General features: G+C 42.2%; 24 protein-coding genes. 12 read left to right on the top strand and 12 right to left on the bottom strand.

What is annotated here, in order from left to right:
• The first annotated feature begins 206 nt into the window (after positions 1–206).
• From LLY41_RS11385 to LLY41_RS11370, 4 genes are all read left to right on the top strand, one after another.
• The gene (locus tag LLY41_RS11385) at positions 207–494 is read left to right on the top strand and encodes a hypothetical protein (protein ID WP_304585405.1); all 288 of its coding nucleotides are present in this window, start codon (positions 207–209) and stop codon (positions 492–494) included.
• Between the two features lie 219 nt (positions 495–713).
• Positions 714–1,277 carry a biotin transporter BioY gene (locus LLY41_RS11380; RefSeq protein WP_304585404.1) on the top strand — a complete coding sequence of 188 codons (564 nt, stop codon included), beginning with the start codon at positions 714–716 and terminating at the stop codon, positions 1,275–1,277.
• Positions 1,278–1,310: 33 nt separating this feature from the next.
• A complete protein-coding gene (locus LLY41_RS11375; RefSeq protein WP_304585403.1) occupies positions 1,311–2,762 on the top strand; it encodes an AMP-binding protein in 1,452 nt (483 codons plus the stop codon).
• Positions 2,758–3,849: an acetyl-CoA C-acyltransferase gene (locus tag LLY41_RS11370; protein ID WP_304588032.1), complete on the top strand. Its 1,092-nt coding sequence runs from the start codon at positions 2,758–2,760 to the stop codon at positions 3,847–3,849. The genes LLY41_RS11375 and LLY41_RS11370 overlap by 5 nt, the downstream gene beginning before the upstream one ends.
• A gap of 179 nt (positions 3,850–4,028) precedes the next feature.
• Here LLY41_RS11370 and LLY41_RS11365 read toward each other — a convergent pair whose 3' ends face one another.
• The 4 genes from LLY41_RS11365 to LLY41_RS11350 form a co-directional block, all read right to left on the bottom strand.
• Complete coding sequence (locus tag LLY41_RS11365) at positions 4,029–4,604, bottom strand: DUF6944 family repetitive protein (RefSeq protein WP_304585402.1); 576 nt, start codon at positions 4,602–4,604, stop codon at positions 4,029–4,031.
• Positions 4,605–4,616: 12 nt separating this feature from the next.
• Positions 4,617–5,258 carry a DUF6944 family repetitive protein gene (locus tag LLY41_RS11360; RefSeq protein ID WP_095243065.1) on the bottom strand — a complete coding sequence of 214 codons (642 nt, stop codon included), beginning with the start codon at positions 5,256–5,258 and terminating at the stop codon, positions 4,617–4,619.
• A gap of 200 nt (positions 5,259–5,458) precedes the next feature.
• Positions 5,459–6,022: a GNAT family N-acetyltransferase gene (locus LLY41_RS11355; RefSeq protein WP_095243066.1), complete on the bottom strand. Its 564-nt coding sequence runs from the start codon at positions 6,020–6,022 to the stop codon at positions 5,459–5,461.
• 74 nt (positions 6,023–6,096) lie between these two features.
• A complete protein-coding gene (locus LLY41_RS11350) occupies positions 6,097–6,522 on the bottom strand; it encodes a VOC family protein (RefSeq protein WP_304585401.1) in 426 nt (141 codons plus the stop codon).
• A gap of 181 nt (positions 6,523–6,703) precedes the next feature.
• Here LLY41_RS11350 and LLY41_RS11345 point away from each other — a divergent pair, with 181 nt between their 5' ends.
• The gene (locus LLY41_RS11345; protein ID WP_076257929.1) at positions 6,704–6,925 is read left to right on the top strand and encodes a hypothetical protein; all 222 of its coding nucleotides are present in this window, start codon (positions 6,704–6,706) and stop codon (positions 6,923–6,925) included.
• A gap of 32 nt (positions 6,926–6,957) precedes the next feature.
• Here LLY41_RS11345 and LLY41_RS11340 read toward each other — a convergent pair whose 3' ends face one another.
• Positions 6,958–7,839, bottom strand: coding sequence for a LysM peptidoglycan-binding domain-containing protein (locus tag LLY41_RS11340; protein WP_441294256.1), 882 nt, complete (start codon positions 7,837–7,839; stop codon positions 6,958–6,960).
• A 258-nt stretch (positions 7,840–8,097) separates the two neighbouring features.
• Between LLY41_RS11340 and LLY41_RS11335 the strand changes: the two genes are divergently transcribed.
• A complete protein-coding gene (locus tag LLY41_RS11335; protein WP_304585399.1) occupies positions 8,098–8,823 on the top strand; it encodes a hypothetical protein in 726 nt (241 codons plus the stop codon).
• A gap of 113 nt (positions 8,824–8,936) precedes the next feature.
• Here LLY41_RS11335 and LLY41_RS11330 read toward each other — a convergent pair whose 3' ends face one another.
• On the bottom strand, positions 8,937–9,938 hold the full coding sequence (locus tag LLY41_RS11330) for an LLM class flavin-dependent oxidoreductase (RefSeq protein ID WP_304585398.1): 1,002 nt from the start codon (positions 9,936–9,938) through the stop codon (positions 8,937–8,939).
• 279 nt (positions 9,939–10,217) lie between these two features.
• The gene (locus tag LLY41_RS11325; RefSeq protein ID WP_304585397.1) at positions 10,218–11,171 is read right to left on the bottom strand and encodes a DMT family transporter; all 954 of its coding nucleotides are present in this window, start codon (positions 11,169–11,171) and stop codon (positions 10,218–10,220) included.
• Positions 11,172–11,276: 105 nt separating this feature from the next.
• Here LLY41_RS11325 and LLY41_RS11320 point away from each other — a divergent pair, with 105 nt between their 5' ends.
• Positions 11,277–12,155 (top strand): AraC family transcriptional regulator, encoded by an 879-nt coding sequence (locus LLY41_RS11320; protein WP_304585396.1) that lies wholly within the window; start codon positions 11,277–11,279, stop codon positions 12,153–12,155.
• Positions 12,156–12,164: 9 nt separating this feature from the next.
• Here the strand turns inward: LLY41_RS11320 and LLY41_RS11315 are convergent, their stop codons facing one another.
• The gene (locus LLY41_RS11315; protein WP_304585395.1) at positions 12,165–12,773 is read right to left on the bottom strand and encodes a hypothetical protein; all 609 of its coding nucleotides are present in this window, start codon (positions 12,771–12,773) and stop codon (positions 12,165–12,167) included.
• 216 nt (positions 12,774–12,989) lie between these two features.
• Here LLY41_RS11315 and LLY41_RS11310 point away from each other — a divergent pair, with 216 nt between their 5' ends.
• On the top strand, positions 12,990–13,466 hold the full coding sequence (locus LLY41_RS11310; RefSeq protein ID WP_095243078.1) for a DinB family protein: 477 nt from the start codon (positions 12,990–12,992) through the stop codon (positions 13,464–13,466).
• A 573-nt stretch (positions 13,467–14,039) separates the two neighbouring features.
• Here the strand turns inward: LLY41_RS11310 and LLY41_RS11305 are convergent.
• Genes LLY41_RS11305 through LLY41_RS11290 form a run of 4 tightly spaced genes read right to left on the bottom strand, consistent with a single transcriptional unit; the run spans position 14,040 to position 18,372 of the window.
• Positions 14,040–14,345 (bottom strand): hypothetical protein, encoded by a 306-nt coding sequence (locus tag LLY41_RS11305; RefSeq protein ID WP_304585394.1) that lies wholly within the window; start codon positions 14,343–14,345, stop codon positions 14,040–14,042.
• An 18-nt stretch (positions 14,346–14,363) separates the two neighbouring features.
• A complete protein-coding gene (locus LLY41_RS11300; RefSeq protein ID WP_304585393.1) occupies positions 14,364–16,193 on the bottom strand; it encodes an LTA synthase family protein in 1,830 nt (609 codons plus the stop codon).
• Complete coding sequence (locus LLY41_RS11295; RefSeq protein ID WP_304585392.1) at positions 16,180–17,790, bottom strand: aminotransferase class V-fold PLP-dependent enzyme; 1,611 nt, start codon at positions 17,788–17,790, stop codon at positions 16,180–16,182. Before LLY41_RS11295 ends, LLY41_RS11300 begins: the two co-directional genes overlap by 14 nt.
• 3 nt (positions 17,791–17,793) lie before the next feature.
• Positions 17,794–18,372 carry a glycerol-3-phosphate acyltransferase gene (locus tag LLY41_RS11290; protein WP_304588031.1) on the bottom strand — a complete coding sequence of 193 codons (579 nt, stop codon included), beginning with the start codon at positions 18,370–18,372 and terminating at the stop codon, positions 17,794–17,796.
• Between the two features lie 339 nt (positions 18,373–18,711).
• Between LLY41_RS11290 and LLY41_RS11285 the strand changes: the two genes are divergently transcribed.
• From LLY41_RS11285 to LLY41_RS11270, 4 genes are read left to right on the top strand one after another with little or no spacing between them, the layout of a single operon-like run.
• Positions 18,712–19,458 (top strand): metal ABC transporter ATP-binding protein, encoded by a 747-nt coding sequence (locus LLY41_RS11285; RefSeq protein ID WP_304585391.1) that lies wholly within the window; start codon positions 18,712–18,714, stop codon positions 19,456–19,458.
• Entirely contained in the window at positions 19,458–20,315 is an 858-nt protein-coding gene (locus LLY41_RS11280) for a metal ABC transporter permease (protein ID WP_076257942.1), read from the top strand. Before LLY41_RS11285 ends, LLY41_RS11280 begins: the two co-directional genes overlap by 1 nt.
• A 26-nt stretch (positions 20,316–20,341) precedes the next feature.
• Positions 20,342–21,280, top strand: a complete 939-nt coding sequence (locus tag LLY41_RS11275; protein WP_304585390.1) for a metal ABC transporter substrate-binding protein — start codon at positions 20,342–20,344, stop codon at positions 21,278–21,280.
• A 22-nt stretch (positions 21,281–21,302) separates the two neighbouring features.
• Positions 21,303–21,677, top strand: coding sequence for a metal-dependent transcriptional regulator (locus LLY41_RS11270; protein ID WP_304585389.1), 375 nt, complete (start codon positions 21,303–21,305; stop codon positions 21,675–21,677).
• Positions 21,678–21,730: the final 53 nt, after the last annotated feature.

The following is a 21,730-nucleotide window of genomic DNA, read 5'->3' as shown; positions in this document are numbered from 1 at the left end:
TTATACTGTTATTTTACATTTTTAAAATATGAAACTCCATTTTTATTGAACATAACCCTATAAGAATATATTTGCGGCACCTTCTTAATAATAGACATTGACTTATTTATGTGAGTATTTGTATAAAGATATTATGATTCTTAATTAGAAACGGGGAGATTAAAATTCAAGCGCGATCCTACTTTAAGTTTAGTGTGACAGCTGTTTTGATGCTGCTGGGCTACGGAATTTATTATATTGTATCAGTTGTTTTGTTCTTCTTTGCGATAGGTGCACTTCTGCTTCCTATTGGGGTATTCGGCTTTCCAATCTTAATTTATATAGTTTGGAAAAGGATATTGAAACATGCAGAAAATAAGACTTTAAAGATAGTATTCTTGCTTGGCGCCTATATGGTTTTTATTTTTATTACATATATATTAGATAGTATCAGCTGGAATGAAGGCGGCAATTTGGCCATTTATCTTTCCTGGCTTGGCATTGAGGTTAAATGAAATCACAGTTCCTTGTAAAGCTGCCCCCGTTTCCTTTTCGGGGGTTTTTTCCCTAATTTCTTAATCTGGCTGGAATAAGCCTAATACACTTTTGCTGGCAAGCAAGGCCTTTACATTCTTGATTTTATTGTAAACTATATTTTCTATCACGTTGACAAACTCCTATGTTAACCATAAAATAAAAACAGTTAACCTATTAATCTGAATTGGAGAGGTATTATGAAAGTCAAAGAAATGACATACGTGGCTTTATTTGCAGCAGTAATGGGAGCACTCGGTCTTGTTCCCCCAATCATGCTATCTTTTACACCCGTTCCGATTACCTTACAGACACTTGGTGTCCTTTTAGCCGGAGGTATTTTAGGTGCCAGACTGGGCGGAATCAGCATGGCCGTGTTTTTACTGCTAGTTGCAGCCGGTGCTCCACTATTATCTGGCGGCCGCGGTGGTATAGGGGTTTTCTTCGGTCCCAGCGCCGGCTATTTAATTTCTTACCCGGTAACAGCTTTTTTTATCGGCTATTTACTTTCACACTTCAAAACTTTAAAGTTAAAGAATATCCTTCTCATAAACCTGACTGTCGGAATATTCCTAATCTATCTGTTTGGCATTCCGGTACAGGCCTTTATGATGAATATTCCTCTGGCCGAAGCTATAAAATTAAGCCTGGTTTATATCCCGGGAGATGTGTTGAAAGCTACTCTTGCCTCATTCCTGGTATACAGACTGCTTAAGCATCCGATTATTAATAAGCAATTTTCTAAATCTCTGGAGACACTTTAAGGTGTCTCCTTTTCCATAAGGAGATGAACACCCTTGACGAATATTACAGCCAACATTAAAAAATTCGCTGAAGAATCTCCCGGCAAATCCGCAATCGTTACGACAGTCGGATCTTTAAATTATAAAGAATGGAACACTCTCCTATGCAAAACCGCCAATTGGCTAAAGTCTTTCTCGTTTGATAATAAGACAGCGGGATTTCTTCTGCCAAATGGGATCCCATTTTTGCAATTATTCACCGGGGCCGCCATGGCTGGATGGACAGCTGTTCCTTACGACTTAAAATGGAAGGCCGAGGAACTTAATGAGCGGATCGGGATATCGCCCCCTTCTATCGTTATCACGGTTAAGGAATATTATAATCAGATTGCCCAGATGCACCCTTACGTTATCATTTTGGAGGATGCACTGGAGTACATAAACCGTCAAAGCTCTTCATTTCACATCGATACAGAAGGAAATAATCCATTTTATATGGGATTCACTTCCGGTACGACCGGCAGTCCAAAGGCATTTATCCGCTCCCATACATCCTGGGCTGCCAGCTTCAAGGTTAATGAGCATGATTTTAAAATGAATGAAAAGGAACATGTCCTGATTCCAGGAGCACTCATTCACTCTCATTTTTTGTATGGCGCGGTTAGTACCCTTTGTACAGGCGGAACAGTTTACCTGCTTGATAAATTCAATGCAGCCAAGGCCCTATTGTGTATTGAGGAGCAGCCAATCACCGCACTTTATACAGTTCCGACAATGGTGTCAGCTATTTTAAAAGAAAAAAGAATCATAGAGAAGCCTTTTAAAATTATTTCTTCAGGTGCAAAATGGGACGAAACATCAAAACAAGAAATCAGCAAAATGTTTCCTAAGCTTTCGATGATTGAGTTTTATGGAGCCAGTGAGTTAAGTTATATCACCTTTCATGGGAATGAGCAGAAGGCAGAATCAGTCGGTAGGCCTTGTCATGGTGTTGAAATCGAAATCAAAGGAACAAAGGGTGAAAAGCTAACTCCCTATGAAATCGGTAAAATTTATGTAAGGAGCGACCTTATTTTCGACGGGTACCTATTAAATGACGCCATACATACCATCCAGGATCAAGATGGATGGGCAACTGTTGATGATATGGGCTATGTTGATGAAGAAGGATATCTATATATCAGCGGGCGGGAGAAGAACATGATTTTATATGGAGCCATTAATATCTTCCCGGAAGAAATTGAAAAAGTGATCAGCCAGCATCCTGCTGTCGAGGAGGCTGTTGTAATTGGTCTGAAAGATCCATACTGGGGCGAAATTGCAGTGGCTGTCATCAAAGGCAATACAGATGCCCTTGTGTTAAAACGCCTATGCAAAAATCATCTGGCATCCTATAAAGTGCCGCGCAAATGGATCTTCATAGAAAAAATGCCTTACACAGCAGGCGGGAAAATCGCCAGAGACCAACTGAAGGATATTATCGAAAGAAAGGTGATCAGCCATTAAGAGAGCCGTGATTGTACAAGCAAAAAGAACGCCAATTGGAAAAGTAAATGGCATGCTGAAGGACTGCGAGCCTTATGAACTTGCTGCCCCGCTGCTGAAATATCTGGCAGGAGACCTGGAAGAAAAAATTGATGATGTCATTTTAGGCAATGTTGTGGGACCCGGCGGCAATATTGCCCGCTTGTCTGCATTGGAAGCAGGACTCCCTCTGTCCGTCCCGGGCTTGACCCTGGACAGGCAATGCAGTGCCGGTCTCGAGGCCATTCGGTTGGCATGCTTTCTAATCCAGGGCGGAGCTGGTACTTGTTATATAGCGGGAGGTACGGAAAGTGCCAGCACCTCCCCATTTTCCAAAAGGGCCCGCTTCTCCCCAGACAAAGTTGGTGACCCGGATATGGGTACTGCTGCGGAAAATGTTGCCGAAAAGCACGGCATAACAAGAGAAGCTCAGGATGCCTATGCTAAATTAAGCTATGAACGGAGCTGGAGGGCTTTTGAAAATGGAATCCTGGCAGACGAGCTGCTTCCCTTTGGAAGCCTTTCACAGGATGAAGAGTTTTTCAAAAAGAGAAAAATGGATACTCTTTTAAAACGAGCCAAGCCAATATTTAAAAAGGATGGCACTGTAACAACAGCCAACAGCTGCGGCATCCATGACGGGGCAGCTGCTGTTTTGGTGATGGAGGAAGAAACAGCAATTAAAAATGGATACAAACCCATTCTCCGTTTTGCCGATAGTGCCGTTGCTGGTGTACACCCATACTATCCGGGATTTGCACCTGTTCCAGCCATTCAGGCAATCCTGGAAAGAAATTATTTAACCATTGACGATATTGATTTAATCGAAATTAATGAAGCTTTCGCTTCCAAAATTGCAGCATGCGCCCATGAGCTATCAATCCCCTATGAAAAACTGAATGTTAATGGAGGGGCTCTTACCATTGGCCACCCCTATGGAGCTTCAGGTGCTGTGATGATTTCAAAATTATTTTATGATGTCCAAAGAAGACCTTCTTCCAAATATGTATTAGCTGCCATTGGAAGTGGAGGCGGCGTTGGCGTTGCTATTTTGTTTGAGACAGTTTAATGGAAGTTTGAAGGATAGCCTGGAGAAGTATAATTCCAGGTTATTTTTCTGCTTGAAATTAGACAGAAAGCGACCCAATAGCACAAAATTATCAACTGCTAGCAGATTGATAGTCGACAAATATCAACTGATATCACAATGTTATCCATGCATTTTCTCTTTTTTGCAAAATATGCAGCTTATTCAGCTGCCTGAAGGATCACATAAGCGCCAAGAACCGCACCAATGAATTCCAGCCAGCCTCCTGCAGCCAGCAGAACTCTTTTTTGGATGCTCGTTTCATCTTCTATAAGAATTCCTATAGCGTCCAGAATGGCCGAGATGGAAATTAAAGAGTAGCCCAGCGTTTTGAGATTCCTAAGCATATTGTTTTCTTCATTTCCAACTCCCGAAGCTTCCAATGCGGCTCCCATGGATTGAATGGTACTGCCCAGCGAATTGAATCCCGATACAGAAACAGAGGGATTCTGAATTTCAATATTGTTTGCAACCGAGTTAATGGAATTCCCGCCTGCCTGCGTAAAGCTCCCAATAATTCCATATAAATTAGCTGGTTCACTTCCTTCAGCCAAGCTTATCCTGCCAAACCCCTGCAGGCTATTGCCAACTGCCTGGACACCGTTACCGTCCCGTATTAATATTTTGTTCACATTGCTTTCGTCCGGCTTCATGGTTTCGCCAATCGCTGAAATAAATGTGCCTGTAACCAAGAAATAAGCTCCGATCGTTAATAAGTCATCGCCCTCCAGATACATGATTACCCCTCTCTAAATAACTTCTTCATTCTCCACAGAAGATTTTGAGCTCGGCTCATCGCTTTTATCACTGCTTCCAGAAGAAGTCTCCTGATTCTCCTCTTGAAGCTGGCCAATTAGTGATAATACAGAACCAACTGCCTGTATCCAGCTTCCTGCGGCAATAATATTATTTGCGCTATCTCCCGATTCTCCCCTCTCTTTTTCTCTGAGATTTATAGTTCTCCCAATTGCCTGCAGAGAATTGCCAATCGCCTGAAGCAGGTTGCCATATATATTAAATAGCTGACCTGCCGCAGTAGGATCTTCAAATTCGTCTCCAAGTGCGGTGGCTCCGCCAAGTGCCTGAATCCAGTTTCCTGCAATCACTAATTTATCTTCATATTTCTCCTCTAAATCCAAAGTTAATCCAGCAATGACGGTAATGTTTCCAATAGCCTGTATCTCATTGCCTGCCTTTTCGAGAGATGGTTCACCCTGTCCATCTGCTTCAAGGGCATTTCCTGTTGCCTGGAGGCTATTCCCCACAATATCAAAGCCATCAAACAGTTTTTCCATTTTTTTTGACTTTGCGGGTATGGTTGAGACAGCTGAAATGATCGTACCAATGGCAGCTAAAGCGGCTCCGACGACCTCTTTTAGTTGATTGTCCATAACATACTCCTTAGCTGACGTATGTTATATTATATTCAAATTTTTTTCATGGGTACGAAGTTAATGAAGAGTTAATGAAGAGTGGCGTTTTCGGTGTCCGGATACTGTAATCTTGATTTGTATCAAAACAGCAAACCATATTGTTTCAAGGGACTCCGCCGTGATTTAGGCATTTACTCCTTCATATGTCCCCTTCTTGCTCAATGTGAGCAACAATTATTATCTGTAATCCTTCCCATTGCCATGGTGCTATAATAGTTCCCATCAGACAGCAGCTTATCCATTTTTAATACCCCTTCAATTTCAAAGCCATACTGCTCGTATAACTTAATCGCTTTCTCATTTGTTTCAAGAACATATAAGGTTATCTTCTTAATATGATTAGCCTCAGCCCATTGAATAGACTGAGCTAAAAGGTTTTTTCCAATTGCAAAGCCCCAGAATTCATTTAGCACACATACTCCAAATTCTACTTTATGCCTGCTTCGTTTCAGTTCGCTGCCTTCACATCTGGAAAAGCCGGCAATTCTTCCATTTACCTCCGCTACCAAAAATATATTACGTTCACTAATGGAATCTTTATTAACTAATTCTCTGAAACCTGTTTCATCTATGTATCCTTCACCTGCTTCCCGATCCATGTTCTCCGTTTCTCCATCAATCTGCGCTCTTACTTCTGACAGTTTCTTAGCATCTTCCTCGACAGCAGATCTTATCGTATAACTCAAATTTTTAACTATGTATTGTTTCGGTTTTATAATCACATCAATCGCCTTCTCTAATGAAATAAATCAAAAAGAGCCATTTCTTCCCTAAAAAGAATGGCTCATTCAGTTAATTAATGCTCACCCTCTGTATAGATTTGAAAATTCACTCCGAATTTGTCGATTACGCTGCCATATGCAGGGCTGAAAAAAGTTTCCTGAAGAGGCATACTGACTTGGCCGCCCTGCTGTAGAGCTTCAAAAAATTTCTTCGATTTTTCAGGATCTGATGCTGAAAGGCAAATGGTCACTTGATTGCCTGTTTGATGATTCTGGCCCGGGAATGTATCGCTAAACATAAGTTCGTTCTCCCCAACCTTTAGAGTGGCATGCATAATGCGGTTCTTTGCTTCTTCAGGGAGTGGATATTCAGGGTTATCGGGACTTTCCCCAAATGTTTGCTTATACAAAACTTCTGCTTCGAGCGCTTCTCTGTAAAATTCAATCGCTTCATTCGCATTTCCGTCCATCACTAAATAAGGAATCACTTTAACTGTCATTTTTATCAGCTCCCCTAATATTTTCATTTTTCTTAAATTTATTACAAATTGATTTTACTACGAGGAACAAATGTTCGCAACTATTTTTTTAAAAAACGGTCTATTTTTATCACTTGTTCTATATTTTATAGAAATGGTGCAGGAACTTGTACCACATTCCATAGACAAAGGTGAGATGAGAATGTTTACGGTGTATTATCTTGATGGGAAAAATGTTTTATTAAATCAGCTTCGCAAAAGTGTTCCAAATGAAGGAGAAGAGATCAGAATCAAAGGACGCAAAGGCAAAGTAACCAGTGTAACATCAGTAGAGGAAAGGAAAATTCACGTACAGGTAGAGCTTGAAAGTGTAAATAAAGCGAAGCTTGCAGCAGAAGTTGATAAAAAGAAGAAAAAACGATGAGAAAAACCCGCATTGTCTGCGGGTTTTCCCGATTAATGCAGGGTTGATCTGATCTCCTGCATTTTTTTCCTGACCAGAGGATAAAAATTATTCTTAGCACTGGCAGTCGAATTCCCGCCAAAAAATTCAGTGCCCGGACATGTTTTTACTGCATGCCCATGGCTGTTATCCAGCACCCTCTCACCTGAGTTAATATCCCACCAATGGTGATAGGTAATGCTGTCGATGGATGGTGTCAGGCCATATTTCAGCATCAGGAGAGCTGTGACACTCACGATCGTTTCTTTTTGTTCGGCAGTCATTTGATTGGAGTCAAAATCACCGAGATTTTCGATCGCTATCGCATCCGCTTCGATCTTGTGCATCGCTTCTTTATTCTGCAGGCCGAATGATCCTTCAGGTGCCATATCGAACGGCCTCCCCACTGCCACCTTTCCATCCGGGAAAGTGGTCAGCTGCTGGCTGATCATGCTCCACTTCATCCCGCTTACATGATACTCCTCCATCCCCTTCATGAGCGCAAAATGATTTGTGCCATTGAACTGTTTGTATGATGGCTGATAGGTGTGATGCTGCTGAACCTTTGCCACTTTCCTCGTGAATTTCTGTTTGAAAATCCAATCCCGGAATTCCTCTCTTGTCATGAGGACAAACTTTCCATCCATGGCTAATTTCTTTGGAACAATTTTTAATTTCTGCCCAGCATTTATAGCATTGGAGGATAGTCCATTTGCTGTCTTAATAATCGGCACACTTGAATCATATTTTTCCGCCAGCCTCCAGAGTGTATCTCCGGGAGCCACTTTATACATAATCGGGACACGCAGCTTTTGCCCGATTAAAAGCCTGTCTGACTGCAGGCCGTTAAATAGCTTTAAGTCCCCTGCAGTTGATCCATATTTTTTTGCAATCAATGTCAGGGTATCCCCCTGATTTACATCATAAATATTGCGGGGATTGTTTTCAGCATGTGCAGCGCTCCAATTCAATTGCCAGAACACTGCGAGACTGAGAAAAAGAAAAATGCATTTTTTCATACTCAATGTCCTTTCCATTCGATTTTTATTATTTTTGTATAACTAAAGAAAATTATCCTCTTTTTTTGGCATGATAAAGGAATCTGCAGGGTATTTTCTATAGCAGAATAAAAGAAATGTAAGGTGTGAGTCAGCATGAAAAACCAATACTTCTCAGAAATCTGTGTACCGATTCAAACTCCATATGGATTTAAACCAGCAGAAAAAGAACAATTTGATTTTACATTCGACCGTAAAGATCGCTTCATTGATTACCAGATAGAAATTGAAGGGCAGGATTATGATATCAGCCTGGATGACAATGGCCAGTGGTATTTTTTCACTTCATTTGTATGTGATTCACTCGATGAGCTTAAGCTTTCGAGACAGATTTTCAGACCGCCCTATTTGGAAAATGAGGAATTGCGTTTAGTGGATTTAATGGGGAATGCCGATATCAAGCCTCTATATGAAGGTCATGACAAAGCATACGGTCATGCACTTGCACTTACAGATAACCTGTCATCTGTCCCAGCATACCGGCAAGCCAAGCTTGCTAATTATGATGGCTCTGATGACCCCACCATTATAAAAAGAATCCATTACATTGAAAATGAATACAAAGGAGAGAGCACACGGTTAATTTCCGGCTTTGAAACCCGTTCTTTTGCAACCTTTACGGAAAATGAATACTACGCAAAGAAAATTCACCTGCCGAATAATGCAAGAACTTATTTGAAGCTGTTTGTTTACTTTTCCAGATATGGCACTCTTCCGTCACAGCAGATGATGCCGCGCTTCCTGGCAAATCTGTGGGCGTCTGCACAGAGTTTGAATACGGCAGCCAATCCTGCACTTTACAAACAGGAAACCATAGAATAAAGCAGAGCTTTTCATCTTTCGGCAATAAGAGCCATGATACGACCTCCGCGCGCAAGAATAGTCTAATCCTGCGCTTTCCCGAGAAATATGAAAAGCGGGGAATATTTCCCCGCTCATTTGCCGTCTGTAATTTCTTTCAATATTTCATAGGAACGTTTTTGTTTTTCTTCGTCATAAATATAGGAAACTGCCATGATTTCCTCCACATTGTACATGCTCTGGAACTGCTCCAGCTGTCCTTTGACAGTTTCTTTGCTGCCCATCAGGGTGACGCTTGACATCCCCTCTGCGGCTTCCTTCTCCATTGGGTTCCAGATGGAGTCCAGATCCTCGACCGGAGGGCTCAATTTCATGGAAGTTCCTCTGACGACATTCAGGAAAAACTGTTTCATCGTTGTGGACAGGAATTCCGCTTCCTCATCCGTTTCTGCTGCAATGACATTTAAGCAGATCATCATATATGGTTTATCCAGATACTGCGAAGGCTTAAAGTTGGCACGGTAGATCCGGATGGCGTCCTCCATCCACCTTGGAGCAAAGTGTGAAGCAAACACATATGGAAGCCCCAGCTCAGCAGCCAAATACGCTGAATCTGTCGAAGAACCAAGAATATAAATGGGAATGTTCGTTTCAACACCCGGGTGTGCTTTTACATAACTCTGCTCCTCTAAAGGACCAAAGTATGTCAGCAGCTGCTTCACATCCTCAGGGAATGTATAAACAGAATCATTTTTTGAACGGCGAAGCGCATTAGCCGTCATCATATCCGTACCAGGTGCCCTTCCGAGGCCCAAATCGACCCGATCCGGATAAATGGTCGCCATCGTGCCGAATTGCTCGGCAACCACTAATGGCGCATGATTCGGCAGCATTATTCCGCCGGAGCCAACGCGAATCGTTTTAGTATGCTCCAATGCATGTTTTATTAAAATAGCCGTGGCAGAACTAACCAGTGTCGGGGTATTATGGTGCTCCGCTATCCAATAGCGTTTGTAGCCCATTTCCTCTGTTGCCTGGGCCAGATCAACAAGATCTTCGATGGCCTGCCTGCTGTCCTTCCCCTCTCGTATCGGGGCAAGGTTTAAAACAGAAACAGGTATTTGTATATTCGTCATTTTTTAATCTCCTTCATGAAGAATTGACTTTATTTTAACAACCGAAATAAATTTAGGAAAATATAATGCTTAGTGTGGGCAAAATTACAGCGGAGAATTTATTAAAATTTGAAATGGCAGTGGTTATGAGCGTTTTTTGTTTTTTATGAGCGAAAAACTTATTTTATGAGCGATTTCCTTCGGTTTATGAGCGAATACCAAATTTCCTCAAAGAAATCATGTCCTGCCGCACCCAAACCTAAGCAAGAAAAAACCAGCCCCTGCGAAAGGGACTGGCTCTCAGCTCACTCTTAATGGTTCTTCATTTTCAGCAGAATCACTGGTTTTTGCCGGTTTTTTCTTACTCAAAGCCAGCAGCAGAATCATGCCAAAAATACAGGCAGTACCCGCCCATTGAAATAGGCCGAATGGTTCGTTCAGCCAGATAACCGTCGTAAATACTGCGGCAAGCGGCTCGAGGCTGCTTAAAAGACTGGTTTCGGTCGGAGACAGCGTTTGGAGACTTTCAATGTAGAACCAGAACGCAAGCATCGTTCCAAAAATAATAACGAAAACCAAATACAGGAATGCTTCAGCCTTTAAGCTGCCGAAATCCATTTCCCATGGGGGATGGATGAAACTCAATGCAAATCCGCCAATCACCATCGCCCAGCCAACCACGACAAGGGAATCATACTCCTTCAGCAGCGGGACGGCATACAACGTATAAAACGCCAGTGCCACACCGGATAGAACTCCCCATACAATCGCAGGTGAGGGTACGGACAGCTGAGAAACAGAACCATTGGTCAATAGAAGAAAGCACCCCGCTAAAGCAAGGGACACGGTCACCAAATCCTGTCTTGTAAACACCGATTGCTTACGCAGGACCAGATAAATGATAATCATAGCTGGTGCCAAATATTGAAGCAGCGTGGCAACAGCCGCATTGCCATGGTGAATGGAAGCCATATAGGTATACTGTACGGCCAGCATTCCCGCCAGGCCAAAAATCAAAAGCATGATAGCTGCTTTTTTATTCTTCCACACTCCAAACACCTGTGAGCTATCCTTCAGCAAAAATTGTACGGCTAAGAGTAGCACACCAGCGATCAGAAGCCGGGCTGTGACAAGCCAATCAACTGAGATGCCGAATTCCTGAAAAAGCTTTTGGGCAACAGTTCCGCCAACACCCCAGAATGAAGCTCCAAAAATAACGAGCAATAAACCCGTACTCCTTGAACGTCCTTTCATGTTCGACTCCACCTTAAATATAATAATAGTGTTATAATAAACCAAATTCTGTGATAAAAATAGCTGGATATCATAAAAAAGTATAACAATATTGAGGTGGCTTTTTTGCAGATTAAAGATTTTAAAGTGGATGAAAGCCTGAAGGAATTGACGAGCCACAGGACAGTGGTGATGCCTGTCGCGTGCTACGAGACGAAGATCGCAGATCATATTCAAGGCAAAGTTCCTTTGCATTGGCATGAGGAAATTCAATTTATCCTGACCCTTAAAGGAGAAGCCATGGTTCAAGTCAATGAAGAGAAATTTGCGGTTAAAGAAGGAGACTGCCTGTTCATCAATAGCGGGTGCCTTCATTCAACCGAGGATATTAGCGGAGATTGCGTGTACATTTGTTTAAATGTCTCCCCTCATTTCCTGCTTCCCCAGGAATTGTTCAGCAGCTATATTTCTGCGTATATTTCAGCAACAAATCTTCCAGGCCTAATTTTGAAGGGTAATGAAGAATGGGAAAACAATATAATAGACAGCATCCTGGAAATCAGGAAATTAATTCATGAGAATTCACCATTTTATGAGATTGATACAGCCAGTCTGCTCACATTCATTTGGCAGCAGTTAATCCGAAACGGATTCCAGCGGGAATACAGCCAGACTGAGGCTGAAAAACACAGTCGGATGAAGGAAATGCTGAATTGGATCCATGAGCATTATGCTGAAAAAGTCATCCTAAGTGATATTGCCAAAGCCGGCAGACTGAGCAATTCTGAATGCTGCAGATACTTTAAAAAGATTCTCAGGACGACACCCATTAATTACCTGATTCAGCACCGCCTGCAAAAAAGCCTCTCCCTGCTTCAGGAGCCGGGTTCGAATGTAACTGAGGTTGCGTATAAAGTAGGCTTTAACAGCAGCAGTTATTTTATTGAAAAATTCCGTAATGCGATGAATATGACACCTTTGGCTTATAAAAAGAAGCGGCATTGAGTGCAGCCATTAGGAAATGGCCAGCGATTGTCCGAACTTTTCCTGGCCATTCGTTGAAATGCCGGTGTTTATTTCTATCGCCCGGCATTCAATAGTAAGAAAATACTCTTTCAGGCTTCCCTGAAAAACAACAATGAAATCTTCCTTTTCCATTAATTCGTGCGGCATAACAAGGGCAGGCGGTTTATTAAATTTGACAATTTCACATCTCTGCAAGACAGTTGCTACAAATTGAGAGCAGAAAAAAGTATTTTTTCTTGAGAGTTGTTTATTAAACATGATGGCAAAAAGGCCCAGCAGATTATAACTGTAATCGTCTTTTTCAGATTCTATCTTATTTATAAGTGCTTTAAGCTTGTTTAGCTGTGCATCTGTAACAGAACAGCTGATGACAGTACACTTTGAGTCAGTAAAAAATTTCCCTCTTAAATTTTCTTTAACAAAACCGCCTATAAACGGATTTTTCGCCGTTTTCCTGCCAAAGCTGTACACATTTTTTAATTCAGGGTCAATTGAAATAGAAGCATGGTTATAAGGCTTTTTTGTGTAAAGCTTAATAAGCCGCGTAAATAACGTTCCGGTATCCGTAAGGAGTATATAGATATTTTGATTAGACATAGCGTATCTCCTTATTAAAAATATGATTATATTCTTATAATATGGAGATACGTCTCTTAGGTTAAGAAGCCTGCGCTGTATATGGTTATAGGACTTGAGACTTAAGGTTATAAATTATACATAGCTCTTCTGGACAAAAAGAAATAAAGCCGTAGGAAAATGAAGTGAAGCCCTAGAACTTTAATGCAATGAGCTTTAATATGGAGGGTGAATTTATTGGAACAGACAATTTTTGATCATATGGAAAAAGTGCGTGGCATTACAGAAAAATCAATCAGACGGATTCCAGAAGAAATGGCTGATATCATACCAGAAGGATTTAACAATAGTATCCGCTGGAACTTCGGGCATATTGCATTTGTCCAGGAAAAGCTTGTCTTTGGAATATCAGGTAAAAAAATGAACGTCCCAGTGAACTATGAACGGTTATTTGGCGCTGGAACTAAGCCTGCCGATTGGTTCGAGGCACCGCCTTCATTCAAGGAAATTGCGTCCGTCTTTACCGAACAAAAACCCAGGATAAAGACATTTCTTCATGGGCGTATGGATCAAAAACTGCCAAGTCCCTTTACAAACCGCGGCGGCATTACCTTTTACACAACCGGAGAGGCTTTTTTATTCGGCTTTTACCATGAAGCCATTCATATGGAGACTATTAAACAGATTTATCGTTCAATTATAAATAAAGGCTGAATTGTTTCAAAAAGTTCAGCCTTCTTACTCCTGTCTGGTGTTAGAAGATGCTCGGAGTTCGGTCTCCGACTGCCTCTCTTTAGAGATTTCTGTGTCCGAAGCTGCACAGAGTTTTGACTCTGATTCACGGTTTCTGCTTGCTGTGTCCCAAGCTGACCCGGGTTCCGACTCCGTTCCATAGTTCCGCCTTTCTGTGTCCGAAGTTGAACCAGGTTCTGACTCTACCGGCCTCTTTTCTCCTTTCTGCGTCCGAAGTTGCGCCAGGTTCTGACTCTACCGGCCTCTTTTCTCCTTTTTGTGTCAGAACTTGCACCAAGTTCTGACTCTACCGGTCTCTTTTCTCCTTTTTGTGTCCGAACTTGCAACAGGTTCTGACTCTACCGGTCTCTTTTCTCCTTTTTGTGTCCGAAGTTGACCCAGGTTCCGACTCAAATCCATGGTTTCCGCCTTTCTGTGTCCGAAACTGACCCGGGTTCCGACTCTCACATCCTCTTTTCTGCTTTCTTTGTGGCCAATGACCCAATACCTACAAAAAAGAAATAAGAGGCATGCCACATAGGACATACCTCAATCTCATTCGGTCATATTCAATCTTGGAAAAAAGTTATAAACCATAAAAACACCGAATAAACCAAAGAATAATGCACCGAAGATTGAACCCTCCACCAGCGCTGCAATTCCAAATGCGATGGCAATCAAACCAACCCAAGCGGCAAATGAAGAAATGGTGTAATGATAAATTCCGCCGATAAATGTCAGCGTCCTGCCCAGGAATTGTCCTTCGCTGCCTGCTCTCTTAACTTTGATAAGCGTTAAAATAAAGCTCCAAAGCAGCAGCAACGGAATTCCCCATAAGAATATAAACCCGAAAACTTCCATGCTTCTCCTCCAAAAAAATTACTCCATAAACCTCATTAAATCCCCATGCACAATATCATCAGAGAACCCGAGCTCTTTCCTGGAGATATCCATTAAAGGTTCACAGCCACTTATATCTGTTTCTGCTTCCGATTTTCTTTTGAAGCATTTACCGGCTTTGTACAAATAGTCTTTCGCTATGAAACTTCCATCCCGGAAGGTAACGGGATGATCGGGATCCCTTGTAAACAGGTTTTGCCCGAAGCTGAAGTTATCATCAGCACTCATGCCGAGCAGATGAAGAATCGTTGCCCTGATATCGATTTCCCCGCCAAGGTTCGAAAACGTTTTGCCCTCCACACCCGGCACATGGATAATCAGCGGCACACTCTGCAGCTGCATGCGGTTCACAATCGTATCTTCCTGCCCCAGCAGTTCGAGAACGCCATGCTCATATTTATCAGAGATGCCATAATGGTCGCCATACAATACGAACATCGTATTATCATAGAGTCCCTTCTTTTTTAGGTCCTGGAAGAAGGTTTTTATGGCTTCATCCTGGTATCTGACTGTTGTGACATAGCGATTGACCACCATTTCACTGGTGGTGGCCTCAGGAATAAACTGATCTTCCTCCTCCAGCAAAAACGGAAAATGGTTTGTTAATGTGATAAACCTTGCGTAGAAAGGCTTTTGCAGGTTATCCAGATGCTGAATGGATTGCTGAAAAAATGGAATATCTTTAATCCCGTAGTTCACTGAGTTCTCATCACTCACCATATAATCGGCTTTTGAAAAATAACGATTGTATCCTAAGGAATCATACATGGCCTCCCGATTCCAGAACGAAGCGTCATTCCCGTGGAAAACGGCTGAGTAATAATCCTTTTCAGCTAATATATGCGGCAGGCTCCGATAAGCGTTTTCCGTTTTCCGGACAAACGCTGACCCGCTGGACAAAGGATAAAGGCCCGTATCAACCATGAATTCCGAGTCCGATGTTTTGCCCTGTGCTGTCTGATCATAGACCCGGCTGAAATAAAAGCTGTCTTCAGTCAGTGAATTAAGGAAAGGCGTTATTTCCTGCCCATTCACCTTCTGGTTGATCACAAAATTCTGTGTGGACTCCATGCTGATCAGAACGACATTCATACCTTTTGCGGCGCCAAAGTAATCTGATGGCTTATCTTCATGTGATTGCACATACTCAGCAGAAGCCTCAGCATCTGTTGCACTGGCAAAAGCGCGGTTGAGCGGGTTTGCTGCAGCGATTCCTATATCATAAAGATGATACTGATACAAGCCTATATGCTTAACAAGCTGCTGGCGATTATAGGATTCCGAAAATAAATGAGGCACTTTTACCAAGCCAAGCGTGATGGTTATTAGAACAAACATCAGACTGACAGAACCATATAGCCTTTTTGATTTATTTGAAAACTGCACTTGTACTGATTTCCGTTTTAAATAGAATAGCCAGAAAACAACCAGATCAGCCAATAACAGAAGATCCCACGTGCTGATCAATTCAAACGTACTCGGTCCAATCCCTCCGACATTTTTAAACTGAAAAAGGATCGGAACGGTAACAAAATCGGTATAGAAACGATAGTAAAGAAGGTCCCCAAAAAGAATGCCGGTCATAACAGCCATCGCTGCAAAAACAACTCCCGGTCTGACCTTTCGCTTAAAATAATAAGGTACGCCAAGAATGACCATTATGGCCCCGATCGGGCTTAATAGCATAAATAAAATATCAGTCCAGGTCTCCGGGTGCAAATTGAATCCGATAAAGGATACAGCAGCCGTCTTGATCCAGATAAAGATAACGGCAGCCCAAATGGGTGGAAGCTTCTTAAATAACTTCATAATCATACCGCTTTTCATAGTGTTTTTCGAAAATACGAGCCATCATTTCAATAGAAGCCATGACCTTCTCTTCTTCCTGCGCCCCCATAAGAGCCACCTGAACCCAATTTCTTTCGAGCAGGTACCCGCTTTCATAGCTTAGAAGAATTCCTTTCTGTTTGCATAAATCGCCGTATTCCCTGCTGGAAATGCCCTCCGGCAAATGGACAGTAATAATGCCTGGCGAGTAATCGTCCCCGCCCAGAATGGAAAAACCCTTTTCTGCAAGCTTTTCCCTTACTTTTAAAGACAATCGGTTTATCTTCTCATAATCTATCAGCTTTATACTCTCTTTTAATGCGTAGACCAGATTGGAAGAATGGGTATAAGGAATGCTTTCATTATCCTCATACATCTTTAAATCCAGGTATCTGGGAACACTGCTGTTCCCTTTAATCCGGTCTCGATGGAACACGATCGCAAGACCCGGGTATGAGCCAAATCCTTTTCCGCTGACGGACGTTGCCAAATAAATATTCTTCAGATTAAGCGAAACGATTCCGGCTGTACTGCATGCATCCACGCAAAGCTCGGCACCATGCTTCGCACATAGCTCCTGAAATCCGCTGATATCAAATAAATACCCTGTTGAGGTTTCACAATGAACCGTCCAGACCCATTTTATAGAAGGATTTTCTGTCAGCATGTAGGCAATTTCCTCATGCAGGATCGGTTCATTCCAGTCTTTTTCAATCGTCTGGAAAGATAACTGAAATCTTCTGGCATGATCAATGAGACGATAGCCGAATTCACCATTGGCCAGGATCAGCCCATTCCCCTCCATGTTTTTCAGCTGGGCAGCCACAAGATCGTTGGAAAGGGTTCCCGTCCCGACAATAATTTGTGCATTGGAGGCACCTGTCATCCTGCATAATTGAGAACGCAATTCCTTTAATCCCTTGATAAAATCATGATTGCGATGAGACACGGCTTCTTTGGCAAAAGCATTTTTCACATTCTCATGAACAGGGACTGGTCCCGGCAAAAAAGAATGCTGCCCGGACTGCTCTGAGTTTCTGGCCATTAAGCGTTTAAAGGCTGTTGTGGAACGTTCGAAATTCTCTTTTGTTAAGTACATGGGCTGAAATTGGGCTCCTTCCTCTCCTGTCAGAGGACCAAAAGGCAAAAAGCCAATCCGCTTATATAATTTCAGCTGCCTGACCGTCCCTGAGATCAGCGCCATCGTATAATTTTTTTCAAGGCAAAGCTCCACAAGCTTTTCACAAAGCTGAAAAAAAACCCGGGTGCTGCGGTATTCTTTTTTAACTGACAGCAGTCGTACCTCGCAATATTCACCTTTCACAGGCAAGTATTCTTCGAGATTTGGAAGCTTATAATCAAGTGAAAATGGCCTTTTTGCACGAATGGCGATCATTCCTGCCACTTCCTCGCCAGCCTTGGCAATTACATATGTATTTTCTTCATGAAATTTATCGATTAAATGCTGATTTTCATTTTGCTTATGCTGCGGAATCTCTTCCACAAATGTCTGATAGTTCAGCTGATGGATTTGTTCAAATTCATCAGGTTCGGCTGCAATTTTGCAGATAATATTCATAGTTTACCTCCTATGCTTAGGCATGATGAAATTTGTATGGGATATTACGACAATGATAAACATCAGCAGCAGGCCTGCCGCAATAATGAATGAATCCCCAATCACCCAGGCGGTTATGGGTATAGAAGCCATGGAGATAAAACCTGATACGGTATACCTCTTAAGAGCTGCATAGCTGATTCCCATTATAATGGCCATAACCGCGATTGTGAGCGGCTCCAGGTACAAAGCAGAAGCCAGATAGACAACCACTCCTTTTCCGCCATGAAAACCCAGCTGAAGTGGAAAAAGATGGCCCAGCAGTACGCAAAGAGCGCTAAGTATGAATAAACCTTCCCCTTCAAACAAGAGTCCAGTCACATATAAAGCTCCCCATGTCTTTCCCGCATCAACGGCTATGGTCAGCAAAAACCCGGTCTTCCCGTATGCTCTTCCGGCATTCGTAGCTCCTGCATTCCCGCTCCCTATATACCTTATATCCTCTTTAGCTAAATATTTAACCACGTAATAAGCTCCAGTTATGCTTCCCAATGCGTAAGAAAAGGCCATAACGATCAGAGCGGACCAAACATCTTCGATCATAAACACCTATCCCGCCTTCTACTAATTAAACGATCAAAAAGGGTAAAAAGTTTCATATAATCACAAATTTACTATCTATTATTGGATATACTCACCTAATTTTACCATTAAACAATGTGAATGCCAGAGCCTTAAATCATAATTCTCCGATTTTAATGTCAATATTAAACTTTCAGTAAAAATTAATTTTTGTGTTGACATTGTTTAGCATTCGCATATAATTTGCATTAAGGCAAAACTTTTTTATAAATCCATAAAACTTGTCCATACGACGTTAAATTGTATAAAAACAATTAATTTGTATATGTTTAAAATTGGAAAATGAAGGAGGATAAAAAAATGAAGGATCCAGCTATCTCCATACAGGATTTGCACGTTTCCTATTTTGGAAATGAAGCGGTAACAGGGGTCAGCCTATCGGTGAATACCGGCAATCTGGTGGGCATTATCGGACCGAATGGTGCAGGAAAATCAACCTTTCTAAAAGCCATGCTGAATCTCATACCAAAGGATAAAGGTGCAGTAAAGGTGCTGGGAAAACCCATCACTGAAGTGCGCAAAAGCATCGCCTATGTCCCCCAGCGGAATGACATAGACTGGGATTTTCCCATCACGGTGCTAGACGCCGTTCTTATTGGGACCTACCCCCATTTAAAATTGTTCCGCCGACCAAAAAAGAAAGATAAAGAATGGGCCATGGAATGCCTTCAGCGAGTCGGCATGCAGGAATTCAGCAAAAGACAGATTGGTGAATTGTCAGGCGGACAGCAGCAGAGAGTCTTTCTCGCGAGAGCCCTTGCCCAGAAAGCGGATCTGTTTTTCCTGGATGAGCCGTTTGTCGGGGTTGATGTATCGAGCGAGGAAACGATTGTGAACATTTTGAAGGAACTGTGCAGGCAGGGAAAAACGGTGATTGTTGTACACCATGACTTAAGTAAGGCAAATGATTATTTCAATCAGTTAATCCTGCTGAATAAGGAATTGATCAGCTTCGGGACTGTTGAAGAAGTCTTTAAACCGGAAGTAATTGCAAAAGCCTACCAGGGGCAATTTGCTTTTATGAATGAGATTGGGGTGTCATTATAATGGCTTTTATCGAAGCAGTAATGCAATATGGTTTTCTGCAAAAAGCGCTATTAACCTCGGTGATGGTAGGAATTATCTGTGGAGTCATAGGGTGTTTTATCATCCTGAGAGGAATGGCTCTCATGGGAGACGCCATTTCACATGCCGTACTTCCCGGTGTCGCCATTTCGTATATGCTGGGTGTAAACTTCTTCTTCGGGGCCGTAATCAGCGGTGTGATCACAGCCATCGCTATCGGCTTCGTCTCGCAAAACAGCCGGATTAAGCATGATACCTCAATTGGCATTATGTTTACAGCCGCATTTGCTTCAGGAATCATTATTATCACGATGCTAAAAAGCAGTACAGATCTGTATCATATTTTATTTGGAAATGTTCTGGCAGTAAGATCATCGGATATGTGGATCACACTGGGCATCAGCCTGATTGTGTTAGGGGCTGTATACCTCTTTTACAAAGAGCTATTGGTGACATCATTTGATCCGACAATGGGCGCAGCTTACGGACTGCCCGTGCGTTTCATTCATTATTTCCTGATGACTCTATTGACGATGGTAACTGTTGCCTCCCTTCAGACAGTAGGAATTGTGCTCGTTGTTGCGATGCTGATCACTCCTGCGGCTGCCGCTTATCTGTTAACTGAACGGCTGTGGATGATGATCTTCCTTGCGTCCGGCATTGGGGTGATTTCATCCATCACAGGGCTTTACTTCAGCTTCACCTACAATTTAGCTTCAGGAGCGACGATAGTCATATCATCCACTGCTATCTTCATTCTCGTTTTCTTATTCTCCCCTAAGCATGGGCTGATATGGAAAACACTGAAAGTAAAGAAAAAGAGAGCTTCATTAGTGTAATAAAAAAATGTCAGGAGGTTTTCCCAATGTTTAAAAAAGGCTTTCTTTTACTGGCTGCATCCCTTCTTTTACTGTCATTTTTGTCAGCCTGCAGCAGCGAAAAGAGCACAACTGCTAAAAATGATGGAAAAATCCAGGTTGTCACTACCTATTCGATTGTGTATGACATTGTAAAAAATGTAGGCGGGGATTTGGTTGAGATTCATAGTCTGGCACCCATCGGCTCCAATCCCCACGAATATGACCCGCTTCCTGAAGATGTGCAAAAAACAACGGACGCTGATGCTGTATTTTACAACGGACTGAATCTCGAAGCCGGCAATTCATGGTTCAACAAGCTGATGGAAACAGCCGGAAAAGACGGTGAAGATGCGCCGGTGTTCCTGATGAGCAAAGGCGTTGAGGCTATGCACTTAACCACGAAAGGCAAAGAAAGCGAAGAAGATCCCCATGCATGGATGGACATCCGAAATGGGATCAAATACGCGGAAAATGCCAGAGATGGGCTGATTAAGGCAGATCCAGACCATAAAGAGGTTTACGAAAAAAACGCTGAAGAATATATTGCAAAGCTTCAAAAGCTGCATGATGAAGCTGTAACACAATTTAACGAAATCCCGGAATCTGAACGGGTTCTCGTAACAAGTGAAGGTGCTTTTAAATATTTCAGCGAAGCCTACGGATTCCAGGGTGAATACATTTGGGAAATCAATCAGGAAAACCAGGGAACACCAGAACAAATTACAAGAATTGTAGATATTATCAATGAAAAAGGCATTACAGGACTATTCCTCGAAACAAGCATTGACGCCAGAAGCATGGAAGCCGTATCTGATGAAACCAATGTTCCAATCATGGGTAAAGTGTTTACAGACTCTCTGGCAAAGCCTGGTGAAGAAGGCGATACGTACATCTCGATGATGGAATGGAATATAAAAACCATTAAAGAAGGCTTGACGAAGTAATTCCAGCAAGCAGGTGAAACATGTGATCCCCATTCGTATAAAGAGATATATTCTGGACATTTTTATCTTACAGGAAGCACATGGCCATGCAACCATTTCCGGTATCGCCAAGAGTTTGAAGGTCACCGCCTCGGCAGCGTCTAAAATGGCCGGAAAGCTTAAAGAAGATGGTTACATTTACTTTCAGCCCTACGGAACCATTACTCTGACAAAACAGGGAACAGAAATGGGCAAAAAGCTATTCGAGGATCATCAGGTCTTAATGGAGTTCTATCAAATAATTGGGGTTGAAGACAAACTGATCCGGCAGAAAGTCAGAGAAGTGGAAATGCATCTGGGATCGGAAGTTATTTTTAAAATTAAGGGTTTTTTAGAAGAACATAAGAAAAACGCTTGAGATGTTCGAGAACATTCAAGCGTTTTTTTCTGATTTAATCCGGTTTACATGAC

The organism is Cytobacillus firmus, assembly GCF_023612095.1.
Taxonomy (GTDB): Bacteria; Bacillota; Bacilli; order Bacillales; family Cytobacillaceae; genus Cytobacillus.
This window is presented reverse-complemented; position numbering and strand designations above follow the sequence as displayed.